The organism is Paenibacillus sp. FSL L8-0158, from assembly GCF_038592965.1.
Taxonomy (GTDB): domain Bacteria; phylum Bacillota; class Bacilli; order Paenibacillales; family Paenibacillaceae; genus Paenibacillus; species Paenibacillus polymyxa_D.
Genome location: NZ_CP151949.1, coordinates 5,043,302 through 5,067,813 on the forward strand (window position 1 = coordinate 5,043,302; position 24,512 = coordinate 5,067,813).

Annotated in this window: 8 protein-coding genes; 1 reads left to right on the forward strand and 7 read right to left on the reverse strand. The window is 55.9% G+C overall.

The window, feature by feature from the left end; genetic code table 11:
- Window positions 1-157: 157 nt before the first annotated feature.
- From NSQ68_RS22330 to NSQ68_RS22355, 6 genes are all read right to left on the reverse strand, one after another.
- A complete protein-coding gene (locus tag NSQ68_RS22330; protein WP_254327602.1) occupies window positions 158-1,891 on the reverse strand; it encodes an ABC transporter ATP-binding protein in 1,734 nt (577 codons plus the stop codon).
- A complete protein-coding gene (locus NSQ68_RS22335) occupies window positions 1,888-3,714 on the reverse strand; it encodes an ABC transporter ATP-binding protein (protein ID WP_342427219.1) in 1,827 nt (608 codons plus the stop codon). Before NSQ68_RS22335 ends, NSQ68_RS22330 begins: the two co-directional genes overlap by 4 nt.
- Window positions 3,704-7,012 carry an amino acid adenylation domain-containing protein gene (locus NSQ68_RS22340; RefSeq protein ID WP_342427220.1) on the reverse strand — a complete coding sequence of 1,103 codons (3,309 nt, stop codon included), beginning with the start codon at window positions 7,010-7,012 and terminating at the stop codon, window positions 3,704-3,706. The genes NSQ68_RS22335 and NSQ68_RS22340 overlap by 11 nt, the downstream gene beginning before the upstream one ends.
- Before the next feature lie 154 nt (window positions 7,013-7,166).
- Window positions 7,167-22,010 carry an amino acid adenylation domain-containing protein gene (locus NSQ68_RS22345; protein WP_342427221.1) on the reverse strand — a complete coding sequence of 4,948 codons (14,844 nt, stop codon included), beginning with the start codon at window positions 22,008-22,010 and terminating at the stop codon, window positions 7,167-7,169.
- 122 nt (window positions 22,011-22,132) lie between these two features.
- The gene (locus tag NSQ68_RS22350; protein WP_342427222.1) at window positions 22,133-22,348 is read right to left on the reverse strand and encodes a hypothetical protein; all 216 of its coding nucleotides are present in this window, start codon (window positions 22,346-22,348) and stop codon (window positions 22,133-22,135) included.
- Between the two features lie 742 nt (window positions 22,349-23,090).
- The gene (locus NSQ68_RS22355) at window positions 23,091-23,612 is read right to left on the reverse strand and encodes a TnsA endonuclease N-terminal domain-containing protein (RefSeq protein WP_342427223.1); all 522 of its coding nucleotides are present in this window, start codon (window positions 23,610-23,612) and stop codon (window positions 23,091-23,093) included.
- A 296-nt stretch (window positions 23,613-23,908) separates the two neighbouring features.
- On the opposite strand from NSQ68_RS22355, the gene NSQ68_RS22360 reads away from it, so the two are divergent.
- Window positions 23,909-24,190 carry a helix-turn-helix transcriptional regulator gene (locus NSQ68_RS22360; RefSeq protein WP_342427224.1) on the forward strand — a complete coding sequence of 94 codons (282 nt, stop codon included), beginning with the start codon at window positions 23,909-23,911 and terminating at the stop codon, window positions 24,188-24,190.
- Here NSQ68_RS22360 and NSQ68_RS22365 read toward each other — a convergent pair.
- On the reverse strand, window positions 24,150-24,488 hold the full coding sequence (locus NSQ68_RS22365; RefSeq protein ID WP_342427225.1) for a helix-turn-helix transcriptional regulator: 339 nt from the start codon (window positions 24,486-24,488) through the stop codon (window positions 24,150-24,152). The two genes, NSQ68_RS22360 and NSQ68_RS22365, sit on opposite strands and share 41 nt — an antisense overlap.
- Window positions 24,489-24,512: the final 24 nt, after the last annotated feature.

Here is a 24,512-nt window from a genome sequence, read left to right on the forward strand (position 1 = left end):
AGAACCGCGCAGGCCATTCCCGGAACGGCTACTTCGGACTCTTCCTCCTTTTTCGTGTCTACGTTTTCTGGTAACTACCGGTTATAAAGTCATACCTTAGATTACTAAAAGACTCTGTCGCCTTCGCAAGCAGGAAGCCGCCCGCCGTAAAGCGGGTCTAGCCGTACAGCCGGGCGTAATAACCCCCGAGCGCCAGCAGGTCCTGATGGCGGCCCCGCTCGACGACCGTCCCTTGGTTCATGACGGTAATCAAATCCGCATGTTCCACGGTGCTGAGACGGTGGGCGATCAGAATGGTGGTACGCCCCTTCATCAATACGTTCAGGGCCTGCTGTACCCAATGCTGGGATTCGTTATCCAGCGCGGAAGTCGCTTCGTCCAGCAGCAGAATCGGGGCGTTTTTGAGAATCGCCCGGGCGATCGCAATTCGCTGCCTTTGTCCGCCCGACAACGACGCTCCTCTCTCTCCCACCGGCGTTTTATACTGTTCAGGAAGTTCCTGAATGAAATGGTGAGCGTACGCCGCTTTGGCCGCTTCGATCACTTCTTCATCCGTTGCATCCGGGTTGCCGTAGCGGATGTTTTCCTCAATCGTGCCGGTAAACAAGAACGGCTCCTGCGGAACGTATGCAATCTGCCTGCGGATTTCGTCCAGCGTGTAATGGCCGAACGGTTTGCCTTGGAGCAGGATTTCTCCGCTGTCCACAGGATAAAAGCCGAGCAGCAGCTTGATCAGCGTACTTTTGCCGCTGCCGCTGGCCCCTACGATAGCGGCGACCTGGCCGGGAAACACCTGCATGGAGATGTCGACAAGCACCTTTTTATCCGCCTGATAGGAAAATTCCACATCGCGAAACTCCACCGCAGCCTCCGACACGAGCTCGCTGTGAGGAGATCCCAAACGCTCCGGTTCCTCTTCCTCTCTTAGTACCTCTTGAATCCGGTGAGCGCCCGCGATCGAATTTTGGGTCATCGACAGAACCATCCCCAAGTTCAACAAGGCGTGCGTCAGATTCACTTGCAGAACTGCCAGGGCAGCGACGCTTCCCATTCCCATCAGTCCGTAGGCATAAAGAAGACTGCCGATGACGATGATGCCGCAGAACGTGACGTAGCTGATAAAATGATTCACCGCAGCCTGCATACCGTTCTTCTGCGCGGTTTGCCGAAGCGTCTGCGTCATTTGTTCGTTCAACGCCTCGTACTGGCCGTAAATCGTGCGGATGCGGAACAGCTTCACAATTTGAATGCCGCCCATAAAATCTTTGAATTTTTCGGTCATTTTACCGAGCGTTTGCAAGCCTTGTTCGGACAAGGCGCGAATATCCCGCGCAAATTTCAGGCTGACCACGGAGGACAGCAGCAGAATGACGAAGGATACGCCGGCAAACCGCCAATCGATCAACACCATGGAGACAATGGAGCCGATGCAAAAGACAACTTGAAGCAGCAAAACGAAGTAAACCTGCGAGAATGTAAACTCAACGGTCGTTACGTCGTTGTTCACCCGCGACAGCAAATCCCCATGGTGCGTCTGCTCCAGGAATCTCGGCCGCACCCGGCACAGCTTGTCATAAAGACGTTCGCGGATATTCAGCACAGTCAGCTCGACACTGCGCTGGTATAAGTAAATGAACCAGGGAGAAATCACATTTTCCAGGAACAAGGCCGCGCCCAAAATAATAAAGGCTTCCACCATCAGGGACGTATCTCGGGACACGGCGAAATCAACCAAGTTATGTACGACCAAGCTGAAGGCGATCAGGAACAATGTCTGGGTGAGCGCCGTCACGGCCAGGCCAATGGCGTACTGGGTTTTGCGCTTGCGGTTCATAAACATCAGCAAGTAGCCGAGTTCTTTCACTTGCGAGAGCCATCCGCCCTTTTTCATGTGTACGCCACCTCCCTGCGTTCGGCAGACTCGGTAAATTCCTGATAGTACGACTGGGCGTACAGTCCCTTCATCTTCAGCAATTGTTCATGAGTGCCCTTTTCAACAATACTCCCCTGTTCCATGACCCAAATTTCGTCGGCGTTTTGTACTGTAGAAATCCGGTGGGCAATAACCATCGTCGTCCTCTGCTTCATCAATACGCCCAGCGCTTCCTGAACCGCGCTTTCCGACTCCGGATCAAGAGCTGACGTTGGCTCGTCCAGCAGCAGAACAGGAGCATCCTTCAGAAAAGCCCGGGCCATTGCAATGCGCTGGCGCTGCCCGCCGGACAAAAAGCCTCCGCGCTCTCCGACATACGTCTGGTAGCCGTCGGGAAGTTGCATAATGAAGGAATGCGCCTGAGCGGCTTTGGCGGCTTCGATAATCTCGTCCATCGACGCTACTTCCCGCCCGTAGCCGATATTTTCAGCGATCGTGCCGCTAAACAAATATGAATCCTGGGTTACCACGGAAAAATGCGACCGAAGCTGCTCCGGATCGGCGCCGTGGATCAGGCTGCCGAACACGCGGATCTCGCCCTGGTCCTCCGGAAGCGGATAAAAGCCGCATACAAGCTTAAACACCGTGCTCTTCCCTCCGCCGCTCGCTCCGACAAGCGCGATCGTCTTCCCTTCCGGCACCGAGAAGCTAACATTCCGCAGGATCGGGGATCTCTCCTCATACCCGAAGGTTACGTTCTGAAACTCGATGGGGGCGGCGCTCGTTTTCGGAAGCGAACGGCCATTTTCCGTTTCGGTCGGCTGCTCGACGATTTCGGAGACCCTTCTCAGGGCACCGGTCATTTCGAACGTCCGCGTGATGAGCTCGGGAATATGCTCCAGCGGCTCCAGACACAGATTCAGCAAGTACAGGAAGGCGATCAGCTCTCCCGCGCCTAGCTGCCCTTTGTAGATCAAATAGCTTCCGTAACTGACGGCGAAAATGATCGGGCTGATCATCAGCGTGGAAAGCAGCGGGTTGACCCAGGCTTCCCGCTTTTTCACGGCCAGCTTTTTTTGGGCCGTCAATTGCAGCAGCACTTGGTAGGAGCGAGATAACATGCCGGATAGCAGGTAGCTTTTTACAATAGGCATACCCCCAAGCGTATCCTGGAGGTTGACGTTCATTCGGCCCATGTTCGCCTGGGCTTCCTCCGTCAACCGCTCCAACTGCTTGCCGATCCATTGGGAAACCAGCAGCGCTACGGGAAATAACAGCAGGCTGTACAGCATCATCTCCCATTGGAGGTAGATCAAATAAGCGAAACAGCCGATGAACAACAGCGGATGATAAAACCACTGGGCGAGGTCCCGAATCATAAACTGCTGGATGAGCTGCAGGTCGTTGTTGATCCGCGACAATACGTCGCCGGAGTGCTGCTTTTCCAAATAGGAGATCGGGAGTTTGCCGATATGACGCATGACATGGTTGCGGATATCCTGCACCGCAGAGGCGCTGCTTCGCTCCACGCCGAAGCTCATGAAAAACTTCGCCGGCACACCGATCAAGATGACCACAAAGACCGTGTACACGATTTGCAGAACGATTGGCCCCGCCCCCTTCTCGGCCTGGGTGGTCAGCTGCTCGATCAAACTTCCCGTCCATATCTCAATAACGGCGGCGGCAATCGCGGACAAGATACCGACGATCATCCAGCCTTTGTGACGGCTTACATAGGACATCAGCCAGCGGAACGCTTTCCAGGCGGCGTAAGCGGTTTGGCGCTTGGAGGGCGCCGCTGTGCCTTGTTCTAGAACAGACGGCTGGCGGTCAGCTTCCATGCAGTACCCCGGCCTCCGCCTCGATCTGCCGCTTGACTTGCTCTAAGATGTCCCGGATGACGTCGGCCGTTTCTTCCACGCGCGCGAGTTCCAGCAATTCCTCGTGCGCGCCCTCCAGCCGGTAATCGGCGTAAGCTTGCGTCGTTGCCCCCCGCCAGGAAGGCAATTGGTGCTCCAGGCGGAACGCTTCGCTGTCCTTCGCAATCAGTTCGTAAATCCTGGCCGGGATCGTGCCGGAATTAATAAGCTGCGCTTCGTACGCCAAGGTCGCTTTGACCTTCCGATGAACCCGCTCCCGCACGAGCGGGTTGCTCATTAATTCCTTCTCTTCTTCGTCGAAATCGGTAAGCGTTTCTTCAAGCTCTTTCTCCGACGTTTCGGAAGGCGTCAGCGTGTCCTTAATCCACGAGTCCACCATAAGCACGTCCGTTACGGAATACCCTCTTTTCTCCATCGTTTTGGCTACCTCGAACGTCAGGTTGCCTCCGAAGCAGTAGCCGAGCAGCACGTAAGGTCCTTCCGGCTGGATGCGGACGATCTCGTCCACATAACGGTTCAGCATGGCCTCGTAATCGACGGCATCGTCGATAAAATCAATGCCGTAGAGCACGAACCGGCCGTCGAGCCTGCTTGCGAGCTCTCGGTAACCGATGCCGAAGCCGCTGCCCGGAGGGAAGCAGAACACGTTCAGATCTCCTGCTTTATTCAGCTTAATGAAGGAGTCTCCCCCTTTATCCAGGCCGAGATCCGACTCGCCGAAAGCCATGGCTTCAACTGTTACATTGTGGAATTGGCGGTTCAGCGGTATCTCGATGCCCGTTTCATCATAAACGGCTTGAACGAGCCTCATCAGACTTAACGAATTGCCACCCAACTCAAAAAAGTTATCCTTTACGCCGACCTGCGGAACGCCAAGCGTATCCTGCCAGACGCGGGCGATCTTCATTTCGAGCAGCGTTCTCGGCGCGACATATTCCGCTCCTCCGGCCGCGGCTTCCTCCGGCGCGGGCAGCGCTTTGCGGTCAATTTTCCCGTTCGGGGTCAGCGGCATCCGCGAAAGCTGCACGAGGTGCGAAGGAATCATATACCCCGGAAGCTGCTTGGCGAGCTCCTCCTTGAGTTCATGCGCCGCCAGCCTCGTTTCCGCGACGTAGTAAGCGACAAGCTGCTTTTGGCCGTTCGCATCGTCGCGGTCGAGCACCTTGGCTTCTTGCACGGCGGCGATCTTCAGTAGCTGCGTCTCGATTTCGTCCAGCTCGATCCGATACCCGCGGATTTTCACCTGATGATCGATCCGGCCCAGGTATTCGATGTTGCCGTCCGGCAGCCAAGCCGCCAAGTCGCCCGAGCGGTACAGTTTCTCCCCCTCCGCAAACGGGGAATCGACGAACTTCTCCGCCGTCAGATCCGGGCGGTTCAGGTATCCTCTCGCAAGGCCTTCCCCGGCCACGTACATTTCGCCCGCTACGCCGATCGGCACAGGGCGGCGGTTTTCATCAAGGACGTACACGCTCAGCGTCGGGATCGGCTTGCCGATATTGCTCTTTGCCGCCTCCATTTCGACCCACGTGATTTCCTTATACGTAACGTGAACCGTCGTCTCGGTAATGCCGTACATATTGATCAGCTTCGTCTCCGGGTACTTCGTCTTGAAGCCCTTGAGCAGCAGCGGACTCAGCGCTTCGCCCCCAAAGATCACATTGCGAATCCGCAGATCGTACGGATGGTCCGCCAAGACCTTACGCAGCAGCTGGTAGAAGTACGTTGGCGTCTGGTTCAAAATGGTAACCTGTTCGCGGCCCAGCAGCGCCAGGAAATCGGCCGGATTTTTCGCCGTGAGTGGCGGTACGATGACCAGCTTGCCTCCGTACAGCAGCGCTCCGTACATTTCCCAGACGGAGAAATCGAAGCAGAACGAGTGGAACAGCGTCCACGTGTCGGACGACCCGAAGTCGAACAGGTTCTTGTCGTTGAACAGGAGGCGCACGACGTTCTTATGCTCGATTAGCGTTCCTTTCGGTCTGCCGGTCGTTCCCGACGTGTAGATGACATAAGCCAGGTTGCCCGGCCCGGAAATCGGCTCCAGGTTCGAAGCGTCCAGCGCACCTTCGGAGTCCGCCCCTCTGTCACCCCAAACGAAGTCGTCCAATTCGAGGCGCGTTCCTGCGAAGTCGGTCTTCTCGTGCAAATGCTTTTGAATCAGCAATAACGGCGCGCCCGAATCCTCGATCATGAAGCGGATGCGCTCCTCCGGGTAGTCGGGATCGACAGGCACGTATGCTCCGCCCGCTTTGAGAATCGCCAGAATGCCGACAACCATATCGAGCGAGCGTTCGGCCAGAATCGCTACCAGCTGGTCCGCTTCTACTCCCGTCTCCCGCAGCTTCCGCGCAAGGCGGTTGGATCGCTCGTTTAGCTCGCGGTAGGTCAGCTGCCGCTCGTTCATGACGGCGGCCACGTTGTCCGGGTAAAGCTCCGCCTGTTCTTCGAACAAGCCGTAAATCGTTTTCCCCCGCTCGAACTCGGTTTCGGTGTCATTAAATCGCTTCAGCAGCGTCTCCCTCTCGTCTGGGGACAGCACATCGGCTTGTCCGAGCTCCAGATCCGGCTGAAATAAAAGCACGGACAGCAGCCGAACAAGATGGTCGGCCGCCTGTTCCACAAATGCCCGCTCGTACCGCTGCCCGTCAAAGCTTATTTCCATCTCGATGGAGTGGTTTTGGCGGTCGAAGCGAAAAACCGTATCAGCCGACACCCGGTTAACCAGCGGTTCCGGATGAATCGGGGCGAAGGATGCGACGGTGTTGACGACCGGGAGGCCGTCCCCCGTATAGTCCAGATGGAGCGGCTCCACCATTTTCCGAAAAGGCAGGTGCTGATGCTCCAGCGCCTCGCCGATGGAGGCTTTGATGCCCCCGAGCAGCGTTCTCAGCGTAGTCTGGCGGCTTACGGACGTCTTGATCACCAAGATGTCATGCGGCGGCGGAGTCCCGTCGGGGTCTGCGCTATAAGAAGGCATGCCGACCAGCACTTGGTCCCGCCCGGTATATTTGAACAGCAGGCTTTTTACTCCTGCCAAAACAATCATGTACAAAGCCAAATCCGAACCGTTGGCGAGGCAAATGATTCTCTCCGAGAGTTCGCTCGGCAGAGTACGGTGAAGCAAGCCCGGCTCGGCCGCAGCTTCCCCGTCGGCGGATAATTTGGAGGATTGACTGTAGGGAAGGAAGCTCAGGCTGTCATCCGCGTCAAACTTGCCGCTCCAGTACCGTTCTTCCTTTTCAAACAAAGATTTCATTCGTACCTCCCCTAAAAATGAAGTGACCGCATGCCCCGGCGCAGGTCCGAAAAAACTTACTTTCGGCCTGCGCGTTTACGGGCTTGGACGTTGTTCGCTGTCTTCCTTGGGATGCGCGCCGCTTTCGTTTGAAGGCGGAGGCGCGCTTGTAGGATTAGAACGCGAATTCGATCGTATCGACGGCACTCTTTGCGCCTGCCGCCGGTTTATGACATTCAATCCGACTTAGCTCGAGTTGTGGATTTTCCGCAATTTGAGACAGTACCCGCAGGTAATCCTCGGTCAAGGTGCGGATCATCGCTTCTTTGAACAGCTTGGTGGCGTAGAAGAAGCCCCCGCTCAGCGCCCCGTTGTTTTCATACATAAACAGCGTCAGATCGAACTTCGCTTCTTCCAAATGGTCAAGCTCGTAAGTCTTCAGGCTGACCCCTTCCAGCTCGGCGTCTCGTTCTTCGATATTTTGCAAGTCGAAAACGGCATCGAACAGCGGGAAGCGGCCCGGCTCCCGCTTCACATTCAAACGCTCCACGAGCTCCTCGAATGGATAATCCTGATTCTCGAAAGCACCCAAAGCCGTTTCCTTCACTTCTTCCAGGTAGGACAAGAACGTTTTGTCGCCCGATGGACGATTGCGGATCGCCAGCGTATTGACAAACATCCCGATGACCGGTTCCAAATCGGCATTCGTTCTTCCCGCCACCGGGGTGCCCACGACCAAGTCCTCCTGCCCGCTGTACTTGGACAGCAGCACGGTATAAGCCGCAAGCAGCACCATGAACAGCGTGCTTTCACGCTCGGCCGCCAATTCGCGCAGCCGCGCAGAAAGAGAAGCTTCGACGTCGAACTCCAGATGCGCGCCTTCGTAGCTGCGAGCCGCGGACCGTTCGTAGTCCATCGGCAGGTCCGCTGTCGGCAGCTCGCCTTCGAAGGTTTGCAGCCAGTACGCTTCCTGCCGCCCGATCCGCTCTCGGTGGGCCTTCGACTGCTGCCAAACGGCATAATCCTTGTATTGAATGCGCAGTGGCGGCAGTTCTTCCCCGGCGTAGAAACTCGAGAACTCATCGATCACAATCGCCATCGATACGCCGTCGGACACCATATGGTGCATGTCGAAAAGGAGAATATGCAGGTTCGGCTCCAGCTCGATGACCCCAGCGCGCAGCAGCGGCGGCTTGCCGAGATCAAACGGACGAATGAAGCTGCGGACGATCTGCTCGATTTGAGCCGCATCCTCTTTATCCGCTTGATGATGCTCAATAGCAAAATCGACCTGCGGGTAAATCCGCTGAACCGCTTCGCCCTTCACGATTTCAAAACCGGTGCGCAGCGATTCATGCCGTGTTATCAATTTCCGCAAGGCGGCTTCCAACCGCTCTAAATCAAACTCACCTTCCACCTGCACCAGCTCCGGCATGTTGTAAAGCTGATCCGCTCCATCCAGCGTGTGCTGAATGAACAGCCGTTTCTGCGCGGAGGACAGAGGGTAGTACTCTCTCTCCTCCGCTTGAGGAATGGCCTCATGCTCCCGCCGTTCCATCCGGGCGATCGCCTCGGCCATCGCCGCAATCGTCGAGTGACGGAATACGTCGCGCAGCGGCAGGTTGACGTTTAATTCCTTAAATACCTTGCCCGCCAGCGTCGTCGCTCGCAGGGAGTGGCCGCCGATGTCGAAGAAGTTGTCGTGAACGCCAATCTCCTTCGCAAGCCCCAGCACCTCCTGCCAAATCCCCGCCAGCTTCGTTTCCAGCTCATTGCGCGGTGCGACGTACTCCGTTCCGCTTCCCGCTTCCCCTTCCGGCGCCGGCAGCGCCTTCCGGTCGATCTTTCCGTTCGGCGTCAGAGGCAGGCGCTCCAGCTCCACGAAGTACGACGGGATCATGTACCCCGGCAGCTCCTGCGCCAGCGCGCCACGCAGATCGTCCACTGCCAGCTCCGCTCCGGTATCCGGCGTGTAATACGCGCATAGCGCCTTCTGCCCGTTCGCGTCGCTTCGAACCAGCACCACCGCTTCGCGCACGCCTTCCACCCGCAGCAGCTGCGACTCGATCTCGCCCGTCTCGATCCGGTAGCCCCGGATTTTCGCCTGGTTGTCGATCCGGCCGATGAAGTCCACGTTGCCGTCTTCCATCCACCGCGCCAAGTCCCCCGTGCGGTACAGCCGCTCGCCCGCGGCGAACGGACTGTCTACGAACTTCTCTTCTGTCAGCTCCAGACGGTTCAAATACCCGCGCGCCACTCCGACTCCGCCGATGACCAGCTCGCCCAGCACCCCGACCGGCACCGGATTCAGATGCGCATCCACGATGTAGAATTTCGCATTCAGCCACGCTTTGCCGATCGGCACATGGCCTGTCTGCGGCAACTTCGTCAGCGGCTCGTCGTAGAAACTTGAGTCGATCGCCGCTTCCGTCACGCCGTAGGCGTTGATGATCCGGAACAACGAGCCGAAGCGTTCCTGCAAGGTCCGGTATTCCGCCACGCTGCAGCTGTCCGAGCTCGTGATCAACAGCTCCAACCGGCTCATATCCAGTTGCTGCTCGTGCACGTACTCCAGGAACGGCACGATCAGCGCCGGCGTCGATTCGAAGATGGTGACCCGCTCCCGCTCAATCCAGTGGTGCAGACGAGACGGATCGATCCGGTCGTCCTTCGGTACAATCACCATCGTGCCTCCGTTGTACAGCGTCCGCGCGATATCTCCCACGAACACGTCGAACGAGAAGCTTGCGAGCTGCAGCAGGCGCACCGGGAACTGATCCAACCGGTATTCCCGTCGGTAGCCCGCCGCCGTGTTCACCAGGCTGCGGTGCTCGATCATCACGCCCTTCGGCTTGCCCGTCGTTCCCGACGTATAGATCACGTACGCCAGGTCCTCCGGACGGCATTCGTGCAAGTGATCATCCGCTTCCAGCGGCGCATTCGCCCGCTCCTCGCTGTACGACGCTTCGTCGTCCAGGTATAGCACCGCCGCCAGCGCCAGCGCCAGCTCCTCTTCGCCGAGCCATGCTTCGGCACGCTCTCGCAGCGCCGTTTGCGTCAGCAGTACCTTCGCTCCGCTGTCTTCGAGCATGAACCGCACGCGGTCCGCCGGATAATCCGGGTCGAGCGGCACATACGCCCCGCCCGCTTTCCAGACGGCCAGCACGGCCACCAGCAAGTCCACCGAACGCTCGGCGAGAATGCCGACGATCGTCTCCCGGCCGATGCCGCTTGCGCGCAGCGTACTCGCCAAGCGGTTCGCCCGCTCGTTCAGCTCCGCATACGTCAGCCGGTCGTTCTCGTACACGACGGCCTCCGCTTCCGGCGTGCGCTCCGCCTGTTCCTCGAACAGCCGGTGGAACGCGGCCGCAGGAGCCGCTTCCGGCTGCGCCGGGTGGAACGCGCCGAGAATTTGCTCTTTTTCCTCTGCCGTCAACAAGTTCAGCTCGGCAATCTTCGCATCCGGACGGCTTACGATCGTTACGAGCAGCTGCTCGTAATGTTTCGCCAGCCGTTCGATCGTCTCCCTTTTGTAGAGAGCCGTCGCATATTCGAAGCTGTAATCCAAACCGCCGTTCTCCTCGCCCACATCCAAGCTGATATCAAACTTCGCGGTATCCAGTACGCTCGGATAAGGAATCAGGCGAAGCCCTTCCAGCTCAAATTCCTCGTTCTCCGTATTCTGCATCGTAAACAGCGTGTCGAAGAGCGGATTGCGGCTTAAATCACGGGTGACTTGCACCTTGTCCACCAATTCTTCGAACGGATAGTTTTGATGCTCGAAGGCGTGAAGGGTCGTTTCTTTGACTTCGTTCAGGTATGACAGGAATGTCTTCTCCGAAGCCGGATAACTGCGGATAGCCAGCGTGTTTAAGAAAATCCCGATCAACGGCTGCACATCTCCATGATTCCTTCCGGCAATCGGTGTACCGACGATCACGTCTTCCTGACCTGAATATTTATGCAGAAGGACGTTATACACCGCAAGCAGCACCATAAACAGCGTCGTGCCCGTTTCCGAGGCCAGCTGCTTCAGGCCGTCGGTTTTCGAAGCGTCGAGGAAAAACTCCAGCGTTTGGCCTTCGTAGCTCTGCACGGCCGGACGCGGATAGTCGGTCGGCATTTCCAGCACCGGAAGCTCGCCTTGGAACATGTCCAGCCAGTACGCCTCCTGACGCTGAAGCCGTTCCTTCTGCTCCTGCGAATGCTGCCAAACGGTGTAGTCTTTGTACTGAATGCGCAGAGGCTCCAATTGCTCGCCGCCGTACAAGCGGACGAATTCTTCAACAAAGATTTCCATCGAGACGCCGTCGGAAATAATATGATGCATGTCGTACATTAGAATATGGCGTTCCGGAGCCAGCTCGACAAGGCCTACCCTCAGCAGCGGAGGCTTCGCCAAGTCAAACGGACGGACGAAACGGCGAACCGTCTCTTCGGCCTCTTGCTCATCCGCTCGATAGAACTCCACGGCAACATTCACGTCCTGGAAAATCCGCTGCGATGCTTCGCCATCCACCATTTCGAACCCGGTGCGCAGCGTTTCATGCCGCGCCACGAGCTTACGGAACGCTTCTTCGAACCTTGCCCGGTCCAAAGCACCCTCCAGCAGCATCGCTTCCGGCATGTTGTAGCTAAGCTCCGCGCCTTCCAGTTGATTCAGGATAAAGAGACGTTTTTGAGCAAAAGATTGCGGGTACACCTCTCGGTCATCCGCCACCGGAATGGCAACGAATGTCTGCTCATCCAGCCGGGAAATGGCGGCCGCCATGCTCTCGATGGTGGAATGGCGGAACACGTCGCGCAGCGGCAGATCCACGTTCAACTCTTTATGAATCTTGCTGACCAACGTCGTCGCCCGCAGGGAGTGGCCGCCGATGTCGAAGAAGTTGTCGTGAACGCCAATCTCCTTCGCAAGCCCCAGCACCTCCTGCCAAATCGCCGCCAGCTTCGTTTCCAGCTCATTGCGCGGTGCGACGTACTCCGTTCCGCTTCCCGCTTCCCCTTCCGGCGCCGGCAGCGCCTTCCGGTCAATCTTTCCGTTCGGCGTCAGAGGCAGGCGCTCCAGCTCCACGAAGTACGACGGGATCATGTAGCCCGGCAGCTCCTGCGCCAGCGCGCTGCGCAAATCGTTCACCGCCAGCTCCGCTCCGGTATCCGGCGTGTAATACGCGCATAGCGCCTTCTGCCCGTTCGCGTCACTTCGTACCAGCACCACCGCTTCGCGCACGCCTTCCACCCGCAGCAGCTGCGACTCGATCTCGCCCGTCTCAATCCGGTAGCCCCGGATTTTCGCCTGGTTGTCGATCCGGCCGATGAAGTCCACGTTCCCGTCCTCCATCCACCGCGCCAAGTCTCCCGTGCGGTACAGCCACTCGCCCGCGGCGAACGGGCTGTCTACGAACTTCTCTTCCGTCAGCTCCGGACGGTTCAAGTACCCGCGCGCCACTCCGACTCCGCCGATGACCAGCTCGCCCAGAACCCCGACCGGCACCGGATTCAGATGCGCATCCACGATGTAGAATTTCGCATTCAGCCACGCTTTGCCGATCGGCACATGGCCTGTCTGCGGCAGCTTCACCAGCTCCTCGTCGTAGAAGCTTGAGTCGATCGTCGCTTCCGTCACGCCGTATGCGTTGATGATCCGGAACAACGAGCCGAAGCGTTCCTGCAAGGTCCGGTAATCCGCCACGCTGCAGCTGTCCGAGCTCGTGATCAACAGCTCCATCCAGCTCATATCCAGCCGCTGCTCGTGCACGTAATCCAGGAACGGCACGATCAGCGCCGGCGTCGATTCGAAGATGGTGACCCGCTCCCGCTCAATCCAGTGGTGCAGACGAGACGGATCGATCCGGTCGTCCTTCGGCACAATCACCATCGTGCCTCCGTTGTACAGCGTCCGCGCGATATCTCCCACGAACACGTCGAACGAGAAGCTGGCGAGCTGCAGCAGGCGCACCGGGAACTGATCCAACCGGTATTCCCGCCGGTAGCCCGCCGCCGTGTTCACCAGGCTGCGGTGCTCGATCATCACGCCCTTCGGCTTGCCCGTCGTTCCCGACGTATAGATCACATACGCCAGGTCCTCCGGACGGCATTCATGGAAGCTGTCGGTGCCAACATTCTGATGGCTCTCATCGCCGTCGTCCACAGCATCCGTCAGCTTGCCGGAGACCATGCCGGAGCCAATCGGCGCATTCGCCCGCTCCTCGCTGTACGACGCTTCGTCGTCCAGGTACAGCACCGCCTCCAGCGCCAGCTCCTCTTCGCCGAGCCAGTCTTCGGCACGCTCTCGCAGCGTCGTTTGCGTCAGTAGTACCTTCGCTCCGCTGTCTTCAAGCATGAACCGCACGCGCTCCGCCGGATAATCCGGGTCGAGCGGCACATACGCCCCGCCCGCTTTCCAGACGGCCAGCACGGCCACCAGCAACTCCACCGAACGCTCGGCGAGAATGCCGACGATCGACTCCCGGCCGATGCCGCTTGCGCGCAGCATAGCCGCCAAGCGGTTTGCCCGCTCGTTCAGCTCCGCATACGTCAGCCGGTCGTTCTCGTACACGACGGCCTCCGCTTCCGGCGTGCGCTCCGATTGTTCCTCAAACAGCCAATGGAACGCGGCCGCAGGAGCCGATTCCGGCTGCGCCGGGTTAAACGTGCCGAGAATTTGCCCTTTTTCCTCTGCCGTCAACAAGTTCAGCACGGCAATCTTCGCATCCGGACGGCTTACGATCGCCGCAAGCAAATGTCCGAAATGAGTCGACAGCCGCCGGATCGTGCTTTCTTTATAAAGAGCCGTTGCGAATTCAAAGCTACACTCCAGGCCGCCGTTTTCTTCCGTAACATCCACACTCAGGTCAAACTTGGCCGTACCGTATTCGCTAGGGTACGGGGACAATTTCAGCCCTTCCAGCTCAAACTCTTTATCCTCCAAGTTTTGCAGGGAGAACATCGTGTCAAACAGCGGGTTGCGGCTCAAATCCCGGCTGACCTGCACTTTATCGACAAGCTCTTCGAACGGATAATTCTGATGCTCGTAAGCGCCTAAGGTCGTTTCTTTCACTTCTTCCAGATACGACAGGAAGGTCTTCTCCGAAGCCGGATAATTGCGGAGCGCCAGCGTATTGACGAACATTCCAATCAAAGGCTGCATGTCTCCGTGCGTTCTGCCCGCAATCGACGTTCCGACGATCAAATCGTCCTGACCTGTGTATTTATGCAAAAGCACGGTATATGCCGCAAGCAGCACCATATACAGCGTCGTTCCTCTTTGAGCGGCCAGCTGCTTCAAGCCTTCGTTCGTTGCCTCGTCCACGAAGGACGTCAGCGTTTGTCCCTCAAAGCTCTGCACGGCAGGACGCGGATAGTCCGTCGGCATTTCCAGAACCGGCAGCTCGCCCCGGTAACGGTCCAGCCAGTAAGCTTCCTCGCGTTTCAACTGCGTTTTTTGCTCGTCCGACTGCTGCCATACCGCATAGTCCTTGTATTGAATGCGCAAAGGCTCTAATGACTCGCCACCGTACAAACGAACGAGTTCCTCGACTAACACGTCCATCGAAACCCCGTCGGAGACGATATGGTGCATGTCGAACATCAGCAAATAACGTTCGGCTGCCAGCTCTACGAGCTCCGCCCGCAGCAGCGGAGGCTTCGCCAAGTCGAAAGGCCGGATGAAGGCCTGCACGACTTCAGGTGCTTCTTCCTCGCTCGCACGACGGTACTCGACGGCAAAGTCGACGCTCTCGTAAATGCGCTGTACTGCTTCGCCTTGTACAATCTCAAAGCCGGTTCGCAGCGTTTCGTGCCGTGCGATCAGTCCGCGGAAAGCCTTCTCCAGCAGGCTCCGGTCAATCGATCCTTCCAGCAGCAACACGCCCGGCATGTTGTAGCTCTGATCGGCCCCTTCCAGTTGATTCAGGATAAACAGCCGCTTCTGAGCTGAGGAAAGCGGATAATATGCTCTTGCGCCTGCCAGCGGAATCGACGAGAACGACTGCTCTCCGATCCGGGAGATGGCGAGAGCCATCTCTTCGATCGTCGAGTAGCGGAATACGTCGCGCAGAGGCAACTCAACGTTCAGCTCCTGATGCACCTTGCTCACCAGTGTCGTCGCCCGCAGGGAATGGCCGCCCAGGTCGAAGAAGTTGTCATGAACGCCGATGTGCACCAGTCCGAGCACGCTTTTCCAAATTCCGGCCAAGCTGGCTTCCAGCGGAGTCCGAGGCGGAGTACGTCCTTCGCCCGGCTGCAAGCTCTCCTCCGGCGCCGGGAGGGACCGGCGGTCGACCTTGCCGTTCGTCGTCAGCGGGAGCCGCTCCAACTGGATCAGGTACGCCGGGATCATATAGGCCGGAAGTTCCTGGGAAAGCACGCTCTTCAGCTCGGCCGCCGGAAGCTCGCAGTCCGCTTCATAATAGGCGCAAAGCTGCTTCTCGCCGGAGGCGTTTTCCCTCGCGAATACCGTCGTTTTCCGAATTCCCTCCACTTTTTGAAGCTGAGCTTCGATCTCGCCCAGCTCAATGCGGAAGCCGCGGATTTTCACTTGGTCGTCCGTCCGTCCCACGTATTCGATCGTGCCGTCCGGCAGCCATTTCGCCAAATCCCCCGTCCGGTACATGCGCTCTCCCGGCACAAACGGATTGTCCACAAATTTCTCCGCCGTCAGCTCCGGCCGGTTATTGTAGCCCCGTACCAAGCCTTCTCCGCCGACGCAAAGCTCCCCGGCCACGCCGATCGGCAGAAGCTTATTCCGGCTGTCGACGATATACACCGTCGTATTGCTGATCGGCCGTCCGATGGGTACGGTAACCGCCGACTCATCGACAAAGTCGACCGGAAGGTACGTGGTATAAACCGTGCTTTCCGACGGGCCGTACAGATGGGTGAGCCTGCCCGGTCCGATATGGGCGAGCGCTTTACGCACATGGCCGACCGACACGCGCTCTCCTCCGAACAAAATCGCCCGGACATCCCGCAGGCAGTCGACGTTCACATCTACAAGGACGTTGAAGAATGCCGTCGTAATCAGCATGACCGAGATGCGCTCGTGCTGGATGAGATCCGCCAGCCGGCCGATTTCCAGCAAAGTCTCGCGGGGAACCAGCACCAGCCGCGCCCCGTTGGTCAAAGCGCCGAAAATATCGAAAATCGCTCCGTCGAACGAATAGCTCGAAAGCTGGAGGACATGATCCCGCTCGGTGATGTCGATATAATTCGTATTTCGCACGATCCGCACGATGTTGCGGTGCGAAACAAGGTTGCCTTTCGGCTTGCCCGTCGTACCTGACGTATAGATGACGCAAGCCAGATCTGTCGCTTCGGTGCCCGGATTAAGATTTGTGCCGTCCTCGTGATAGAAGGACTCGTCATCCAGTAAGATCACGGAGTCCGAACCCGCCAGGCGCTCGCGCAAGCGGCTTTGCGTCAGCATGACTTGCGCTCCCGAATCCTCGATCAAGAAACGGATACGCTCCTCGGGATATTCCGGGTCAATCGGTACGTAAGCCGCTCCGGCTTTGTGTGCCGCCAGCATGCCCACCACCATTTCGATGGAACGCTCAGCCATAATGGCGACCAGACGGCCTTTGAATATCCCCTGGCTACGCAAGGTACGGGCAAGGCGGTTGACGCGTTCGTTCAGCTCGCGGTAGGTCAGCTCTTGCTCATTCAAGGAGATGGCAGCTGCATCCGGGATGCGCTCCGCCTGCTCTTCGAACAATTGAATGAGCGTCTTCCCGCGCGGAAATTCCGTGGTGGTGTCGTTAAAACGTCCGAGAAGGTCGGCCTTTTCCGCCTCCGTCACAAGTTCCAGCTCGCCCACTGTAATTTCCGGGTTATCCGTCACCTGCTCCAGCAGATGGACCAGATGCCCCTTGAGCCGCTCGATGCTGTCTTTATCGAACACTTCGGCGTTAAAGTCGAACCGAATTTCGATCTCGACTCCCGGCACCACGGTCACGTTGAAGTTATAGTTCGTCTGCTCCTCCATCTGAACGTCAGCGATCGTCAGGTCGCCGTGCTGCTGGTCGCCCGCCTGCTCCATCTGCTCGTCCACCGGATAGTTCTCGAAAGCGATGATATGGTTGATCAGGTTCTGCTTTTGCACGCTGCGGGCTTGAATTTCATACAGCGGATAGTAATCATAGCGCCCGGACTCCAGCGCCCGCTCTTGGAGCTTCGCCATCAGGTCGGCGAACACGGTGTCCGCTTCGCTCGTGACGCGGACCGGCACCGTATTGATGAACAGCCCGATCATGGACTCGATGCCCGGGATTTCCGCCGGTCTTCCGGCCACGACGCTGCCGAATACGGCATCGTTTGTTCCGTTATATTTTTGCAGCATCACGCCCCAAGCGGCTTGCAGCAGCGTATTGACCGTAACCAGGCGCTGTTTCGCCACCCGGTCCATCCGCTCGCTCAAGTCCTTGCCCAGCTCGGCGGTGACGTGATCAGCCGTAAATCTGCCGTTTGGCGCCGGTTCCTTTTGTCCCGGGAGTACGGTTTGCCCTTCATAACCTGCCAGGAATGCCGTCCAATAGCCGGATGCCGCCTGATCGTCCTGTTTCTCCAACCATTCGATATAGGCGCCATAATCCGATCCCTTATCTCCCGCTGGCTGCTTGCCGGATGCCAAGGCCGAGTACGTCTCAAACAGCTCCTGCGTCAGCTGCGGCAGGCACCAGCCGTCCATCAAAATATGCTGGAAACTCCACAGCACATGATAGCTTTGCTCTTCGGTGCGCAGGATCGTAACCCGAACGAGCGCGTCATGTTCCAGGTCGAAGCCGCGAAGCTTGTCATCCTCAGCTTTTTTATCCAAGTACGCTTGTTTCTCGTCCGACTGCAAATGAAGCAGCTCTTCATATTCAAAGCCGACCGACTTGTCGCGGTATATGATTTGAAGCGGCTCGCCCGCTGGTCCTTTCACAAAATTCGCCCGCAGCACCAGATGACGTTTCGCAAGCTCCATCCAGCTCCTCTCGAAAAGCTGGACGTCGAGCGCTCCCCGCATCGTAAACCGCGTCTGCTCGAAGTAAGCTGACGTTTGCTGGTCAAGCGCGCTGTGGAACCACATGCCCTTCTGCATCGGCGTAAGCGAGTAAATATTTTCGATTTCCCCGAGATGGCCCGAGCGCTGGGCGATTTGCTCCAATTCCGCGATGGTCAAGCCTTTAAATTGCACGTCGCTCGGCGTCAATTCGGTGTTTTCTTTGCCTGCGCAGTGGGTAATGAGTTCTCGGAGGCTTTGCTCAAGCCGCTGAGCGAAGGCTTCCATCGTTTCCTTACGATACTGCTTCCGACTGTAGCTGAGATCGAGCGATAAAGCGCCGTCCAGCACCATGCCGTTGATATCCAGCACAAAGCTGCGGGCCTGCCGGTCACTGGCCGGGCTGCCGCTGGAATAAGAAGATATGCCGATCTCGTCCTGATTGACATCATCGTCGAACTGGCCGAGGTAGTTAAAATTAATTTCCGGCTCTGCGCCCCAAACAAAGCCATCCTCCGATTTGGAGAGATAGCGGCATACGCCGTACCCAAGCCCCTTGTTCGGAATGCGGCGCAAGCTTTCCTTGACCTGTTTAATCTGATAGGCCAAATCCCGGTCGGTTTCCGGCTCCAGGACGACCGGAAACTTGGTCGTAAACCAGCCGACTGTGCGCGTGATGTCGATATCCGTTCCGATCGATTCGCGTCCGTGTCCTTCGAGATTGATCCGCACCCGTTCGTGTCCCGTCCACTTGCGAACAGCTATGCCGAGCGCCGTTACCAAAATATCGTTCATTTCGGTGTTGTAGGCCCGGTGAACCCGCTTCAGCAGCAGCTCCGTTTCTTCAGGAGTCAAACGCACGAACAGCGATTCGCTGTCCTGCTGCGTCGTAACGTCCGCCTCCAGATCCTTCGGCAAGGCCGGAACCGCAATTTGTTCCACGGCCTGCCAATAGGCCCGTTCCTTCGCCATCTCCGGGCTTTGCGCGTAAGCGGCCAGCTGCTCGGACCAAGTGCGGTACGCATCCGTTTTCGCCGGGAAACGAATTTCCTCGCTTTTGCCGGCCTGCTCGTAACCCAGGGCGAAATCCTCCATCAAAATGCGCCAAGACACGCCGTCCACCACGGCATGATGAACCGCGAGCAGCAAATGATCGCCGTCCGCGCACCGGAACAGTCCCGCATTCACGAGGGGCCCGTTCTCCAGATCGATGCCCGCTTGAATGTCCGTTGCCTTCGCTTCCACAGCCTGCGCGGTATTCTCCGCATCCTTGAAGTCGAACACATCCAGCGTGAACAGCCCGCCTTCCTGAATCGCGCGGTTCCGCGCGCTAAACCCTTGTTCCGTCTTGCGGAACACCATCCGCAAGGCGTCATGATGCTCAGCCAGCTTTTGCAGCACCTGACGCACCGTCTCTTCGTCGAAGCGTTCCTTCCTGTACAGCATCACCGACTGGTTGAAATGATGCGGGTCCGCAAAGGAGCTCTCGAAAAACCAATGCTGAATCGGCGTCAGCGCCGTTTCACCCGTTATTTCGCCTTGATCGATGGTACGTCCGATCGGTTTCACATGCAGGCTGAGCTGTGAAATAGTCGGATATTTGAACAAATCCCGAATTTCCAGCTTGTACCCAGCTTGATGAAGCCGCGAAGATACTTGAATGGACTTGATCGAGTCTCCGCCCAGCTCGAAGAAATGATCCGTTACCCCAACGCGATCAGCGTTCAATACCGCCTGCCACACATCGGCAAGCGTCCGCTCGGCTTCATTGCGGGGAGCTACGTACGCGCCGCCAGTCAGCGCGTTTCCTTCCGGAGCAGGCAAAGCCTTGCGGTCGATTTTGTCGTTCGGCGTGAGCGGCATCCGCGGAAGCTGAACAAAATGCGCCGGAATCATGTAATTCGGCAATTTTTGCGCCAGCGCGCTTCTCAGCTCGCCGAGCGTAAGCGGGCGGCCCGCGACCAGGTAAGCGCACAGTTCTTGCCCGCTTTTGCCTTCCCGCGCGATTACGATCGTCTCCTGCACGGAGTCGATCTTCAGAAGCTGCTCTTCAATCTCACCGATCTCGATCCGGAATCCACGGATTTTCACCTGATGGTCAATCCGGCCCAAGTACTCAATATTTCCGTCCGGCAGCCAGCGGGCCAAGTCGCCCGTCCGGTACAGTCTCTCTCCGGGCTCAAACGGGTGTTCGATGAATTTCTCCGCCGTCAGATCCGGCCGGTTCCAATATCCCCGGGCGAGGCCGACGCCCGCGATGCATAATTCTCCCTCTACTCCGATAGGCGCCAGCTGATTCTGTGCGCCCAGTATATACAAGCGATGGTTCCAGATCGGACGTCCGATCGGTATCGCTCTGCGTTCGGTGTCATACGTAGACGCCGCCCACACGGATGTGGCGATCGAGGCTTCCGTCGGACCGTACGCGTTATAGTACTGTACCTTGTCTTTCCACTGCTGCACGAATTCGGATGAAACGGCAGAGCCCGCCGTGATGAGCCTGCTAAGACTCGGCAGGCGGTCTGGATTCAAATAAGCCGCATAAGTTGGCGGCAAAGTGGCGATCGTAATTGCATGCTCGTTCATGAAACGTTCGAACAGCTGATCATCCAAAATCGTTTCGGTTGACGGTATATATAAGGCCGCCCCGAAATACAGAGCGTTGAACATCTCCCAGCACGACGCATCGAACGATAGGCTGGCGAATTGCAGCACTCGATCCTGTTCGGTCGTGTGAAGCGTATGGGCAAACGTCAGCTTCAGGCTGACTAGCCCGCGATGCTCCAGCATGACCCCTTTGGGTTTGCCCGTCGTACCTGATGTATAGATGACATAAGCCAGATCGTTCGGACCGCTGGCCGGCTCCAGGTTCGAGCCATCGTCGCTGTAGGCCTGCTCGTCATCCAGCGCCACCACGGTCCCTTCGAACGGCACCTGCTGCAGCAGCTCCCTTTGAGTCAGCAGCAGCTGCGCGTTCGAGTTCTCCAGAATGTAGCGGATGCGTTCTTCCGGGTATTCCGGGTCGATCGGCACGTAAGCACCGCCAGCTTTCAGAACCGCCAGAATGCCAACGACCGTCTCCAGCGATCTCCTAGCCATCAAGCCTACCAGCTGATTGGGCAGCACGCCGACCGATCGCAGCGTCCGCGCCAGCCGGTTCGCCCGTTCGTTCAGCTCCGCGTACGAAAGCCGCCGCCCCTCAAAGACAACCGCCGTCGCTTCGGGCACCCGCTTCGCCTGCTCCTCCACGAGCTGATGAATCGTCCGATCACGTGGATACTCCTTCTCGGTATCGTTAAAGCTTTGCAACAATTGAAATTTCTCGTCCTCCGACAGCATGTCCGCCCGCACGATGTCCAGCTCCAACTCGTGAAGCCCCACGGCCAGCAGACGATTCAGATGGCCGACGACCCGAGTCATGAACTCGGAGTCATATAAGTGCTCGTTATATGACAGCGCTAGCTGTATCGTCCCGCCGGTTAAGCTGAATTCAAAGGAACAATCCGTGACCACGTTTTGCCTGATTTCGTCCAGATGCAGCTCCTTAAGGGATACTAGCGTATGGACGACGGGTATCCCGTCTGCATATTGCAGGTCCAGCTTCTCCGTCATTTTCAAGAACGGAATATGTTGATGCTGAATCGCTTCCGGCAAGGAAGTCCTCAGCTCGCTCAGAAGCGTTTTAAAAGTCGCACCCGCCGAAAGCGAGTTTTTTAAAATGATCGTGTGATTAACGGATCGGCGCGTCTCCGTCGGTTTCCGTACAACCGGCATGCCGACCAGAACGTCAGAAGCACCTGTATATTTATGTAAGAGTGACTGAACACCGGCGAGCAAAATCATAAAAGCGGCCAGCGGAGCGCCCTTGCTCATTTGAAGGACGCGCTGCGCCACTTCCTCCGAAAGCGTCCCGCCGACGGTTGTCATAATGGGCGCCAGGGAGCTTGGAGCTTTGCTGTAAGGCAGCCTCGTCAAGGTATAATCGTCGCTACCGAATTTTTCGTTCCAAAACAACGTTTCTTTTTCAAAAGCCATCTGGATCGTTCCCCTCTCTTCATCGGTAAAAGCAATCCGGCGGGCATATGCCGCAGCAACGCTCCAGCCTCGCTCCCCGCCTTTTCAAACATGTGACAACAATGTCAATGGCTTTCGCCAGGTCACCGCTTCGCTTGCCGGTTGATCGCATGCGGCAATCCTCTGCCTAGTAGCTGTCCCGCTCGGCTCCCATGCGTGAAAGACAACAATGAGCATCGTTCTACGCAAGAGATGCGGCTTTCCGGCTCCTCTGCTTCAATATGCTTGCTGCGGACGAGCCGCCCGAAGACGGGCTTTGGTTTTACATTGGGTTCGGAATTGGATTTGGGGGTGGACAAGGGATGTTCCTCCCATCGTTGTAAGGCTTGCTGTAGGGTTCCGGCCGGCCAGCAGGAAGTCGGCCTTACCTCCGGATTCGGCACTGGAGCTGCCTTTGTCGAAGCCTATGTTTAAGGGATATTGATACACTCTATGTACGATTTGTGTATTTCCTCGCCTGGTGTGGATAAGTAAAGATCCGGCTGTGGGGTAGTGAGCTTTTCCTGACGATTAGATGTGACGATGGTGCTGCATGAGGCTCAAAGAATGCTCCGTATGGCATGAACGGGACAGCCCTTGGATTGGCGGTGAATTCCAGCTTTTCAAAAATGCTCACGCGCTTCATCCTCCATCGGAATTGGGATAAGGTTGGCTTCGTCCTTTCTGAACCTTCTGACGTCATGAAGCAACATATTCTCGGCTGTCATTTTCCACAATTGTCGGTCCCCGCATGCCGACTTGCTGGGTAGCCAGTGGATTGGTCTCTCGGGCACAGCATGGATAGGTATAAAAACCATACAATTCTATTTTCTATCATAATTGGGAAGATAACCTATGTAGAATTATATCAAAATTTCCAAGAATGTATAGTAAAACTTTAGTTGAATTTGGTCTGTCCAACATAAGTTGTTAATATTTTGCCTAAAAAGTCGAATGGAGAAGAAATGCTGGGAATGGTTTGCCATCAATCGAGGAATTCGACGCGTATCGACATTCAGGCGGGGTGCCGGTCGATTTGGGAGATCTCCCCTGTAGATATTCTCAGTTTATCTGCCTTTCCGTAATAAGTGTCCACTCTATCTTTTGGTCTTTAAAGAACTCTTTTTCAATCTGTAATTTCTCTACAACTCGTTTTGTCAACTTGTTAGAAGGTTTGATAGAATGTGCAATAAATTTTATACTTTCTTCTTGTTTTACTGTAAGTAACATATCTGTAGTCATAATGATGGGAAGCTTATTCTTGGGGTCAGTTGGATGTTTAATGCCTAACTTTTGTGCAATATAGAGGGTTTTATCTAGGGGTAATAAAGGAAATGGTTCGCGAATATCAATCACTTGCTCTGAACACTCCATTTGGTAATGATGTGCCAATTCAAAGTGTTCAGACAGATAATGGTGAAGTCGACCACTTTTCCAACCAAGCATTCGAGTAACTATCCCTATTGAAGGTACATCATGTACAGTCAACCAAGGTTTATATTCCGAAAAGTGGCCTTGACCTCTTCTTTCTTTGATTTTCCGTTGAATAGATGCTATAGAGTTACTTGATCGAATTTTGCTCATTATTCACCTTCTTTTTAGAACTACTAAATCAGAGTAAAGCTCAGTTATCTTTTTCTACTCCTAAGATATATTTTAGTTTTACTTCAAAATACAAATGTAGAATATAACAACTCACAGCTTTATACAATAGCAAAGTAATATTTTTTAGCTATATTTTACTTCGTAGCCTATTCATAGGCTACTCGTAGGGTACAGTAGGGTATGAATAAGCTATAATATGGGCTATAAGTAGGTATAATTAGTAAGCAGATGGGTCGGGTTAAAAACTATTTGATATTCTCAATAGAGGTGAACTCATGAATACTTTGGGGCAGCGATGTAGAAATTTAAGACTACTCCATAAATGGACACAAGAGGAACTTGCTAATAAAATCGGGGTAACCAAACAGGTTGTTTCTAATTGGGAGCGAAATGTAGCACGACCTGAAATTAATCATTTAATATCTTTAGCAGAGGTTTTTGATGTTACAACCGATTATTTACTTTGTATTGCTAATCAAATGACGTTCCCTACTGTGTGGACTCAATTGACACAATTCATTCGGACTTTAATAACGAGAAAATCAAATGGGAATTGAAGTTTTCTTTAATTGCTATAATTATATCAAGAGAGGGGCTGTATTTATCTTGCTCCAGCTCACTCAACGTTCCTTGAGAAATTCCAATTATATTTGCAAACTTTATTTGATTTAAGTTGTTTGTTTTTCTAATAGTTCGAATTCGTTGGCCTATTGTAGACATAATTGCCTTCTGTGTACAGACAATAAAGTTGTGTACTAGTCCCCCTTGGTGTAACAACGTTCTTATTATTTTGCGATTTTTTAATATACAATAAAGTCGTGTACCCAACTCCATTTTTTGAAAAAAACCACCCATAAAACTGAAGCCGCCCTCAAAGGT

What these genes read in the sequence shown, in the direction of transcription:
- NSQ68_RS22355 (WP_342427223.1), bottom strand. Translation starts at nt 23,612, where the DNA reads ATGAGCAAAATTCGATCAAGTAACTCTATAGCATCTATTCAACGGAAA.
- NSQ68_RS22335 (WP_342427219.1), bottom strand. Translation starts at nt 3,714, where the DNA reads ATGGAAGCTGACCGCCAGCCGTCTGTTCTAGAACAAGGCACAGCGGCG.
- NSQ68_RS22360 (WP_342427224.1), top strand. Translation starts at nt 23,909, where the DNA reads ATGAATACTTTGGGGCAGCGATGTAGAAATTTAAGACTACTCCATAAA.
- NSQ68_RS22345 (WP_342427221.1), bottom strand. Translation starts at nt 22,010, where the DNA reads ATGGCTTTTGAAAAAGAAACGTTGTTTTGGAACGAAAAATTCGGTAGC.
- NSQ68_RS22330 (WP_254327602.1), bottom strand. Translation starts at nt 1,891, where the DNA reads ATGAAAAAGGGCGGATGGCTCTCGCAAGTGAAAGAACTCGGCTACTTG.
- NSQ68_RS22365 (WP_342427225.1), bottom strand. Translation starts at nt 24,488, where the DNA reads ATGGGTGGTTTTTTTCAAAAAATGGAGTTGGGTACACGACTTTATTGT.
- NSQ68_RS22340 (WP_342427220.1), bottom strand. Translation starts at nt 7,012, where the DNA reads ATGAAATCTTTGTTTGAAAAGGAAGAACGGTACTGGAGCGGCAAGTTT.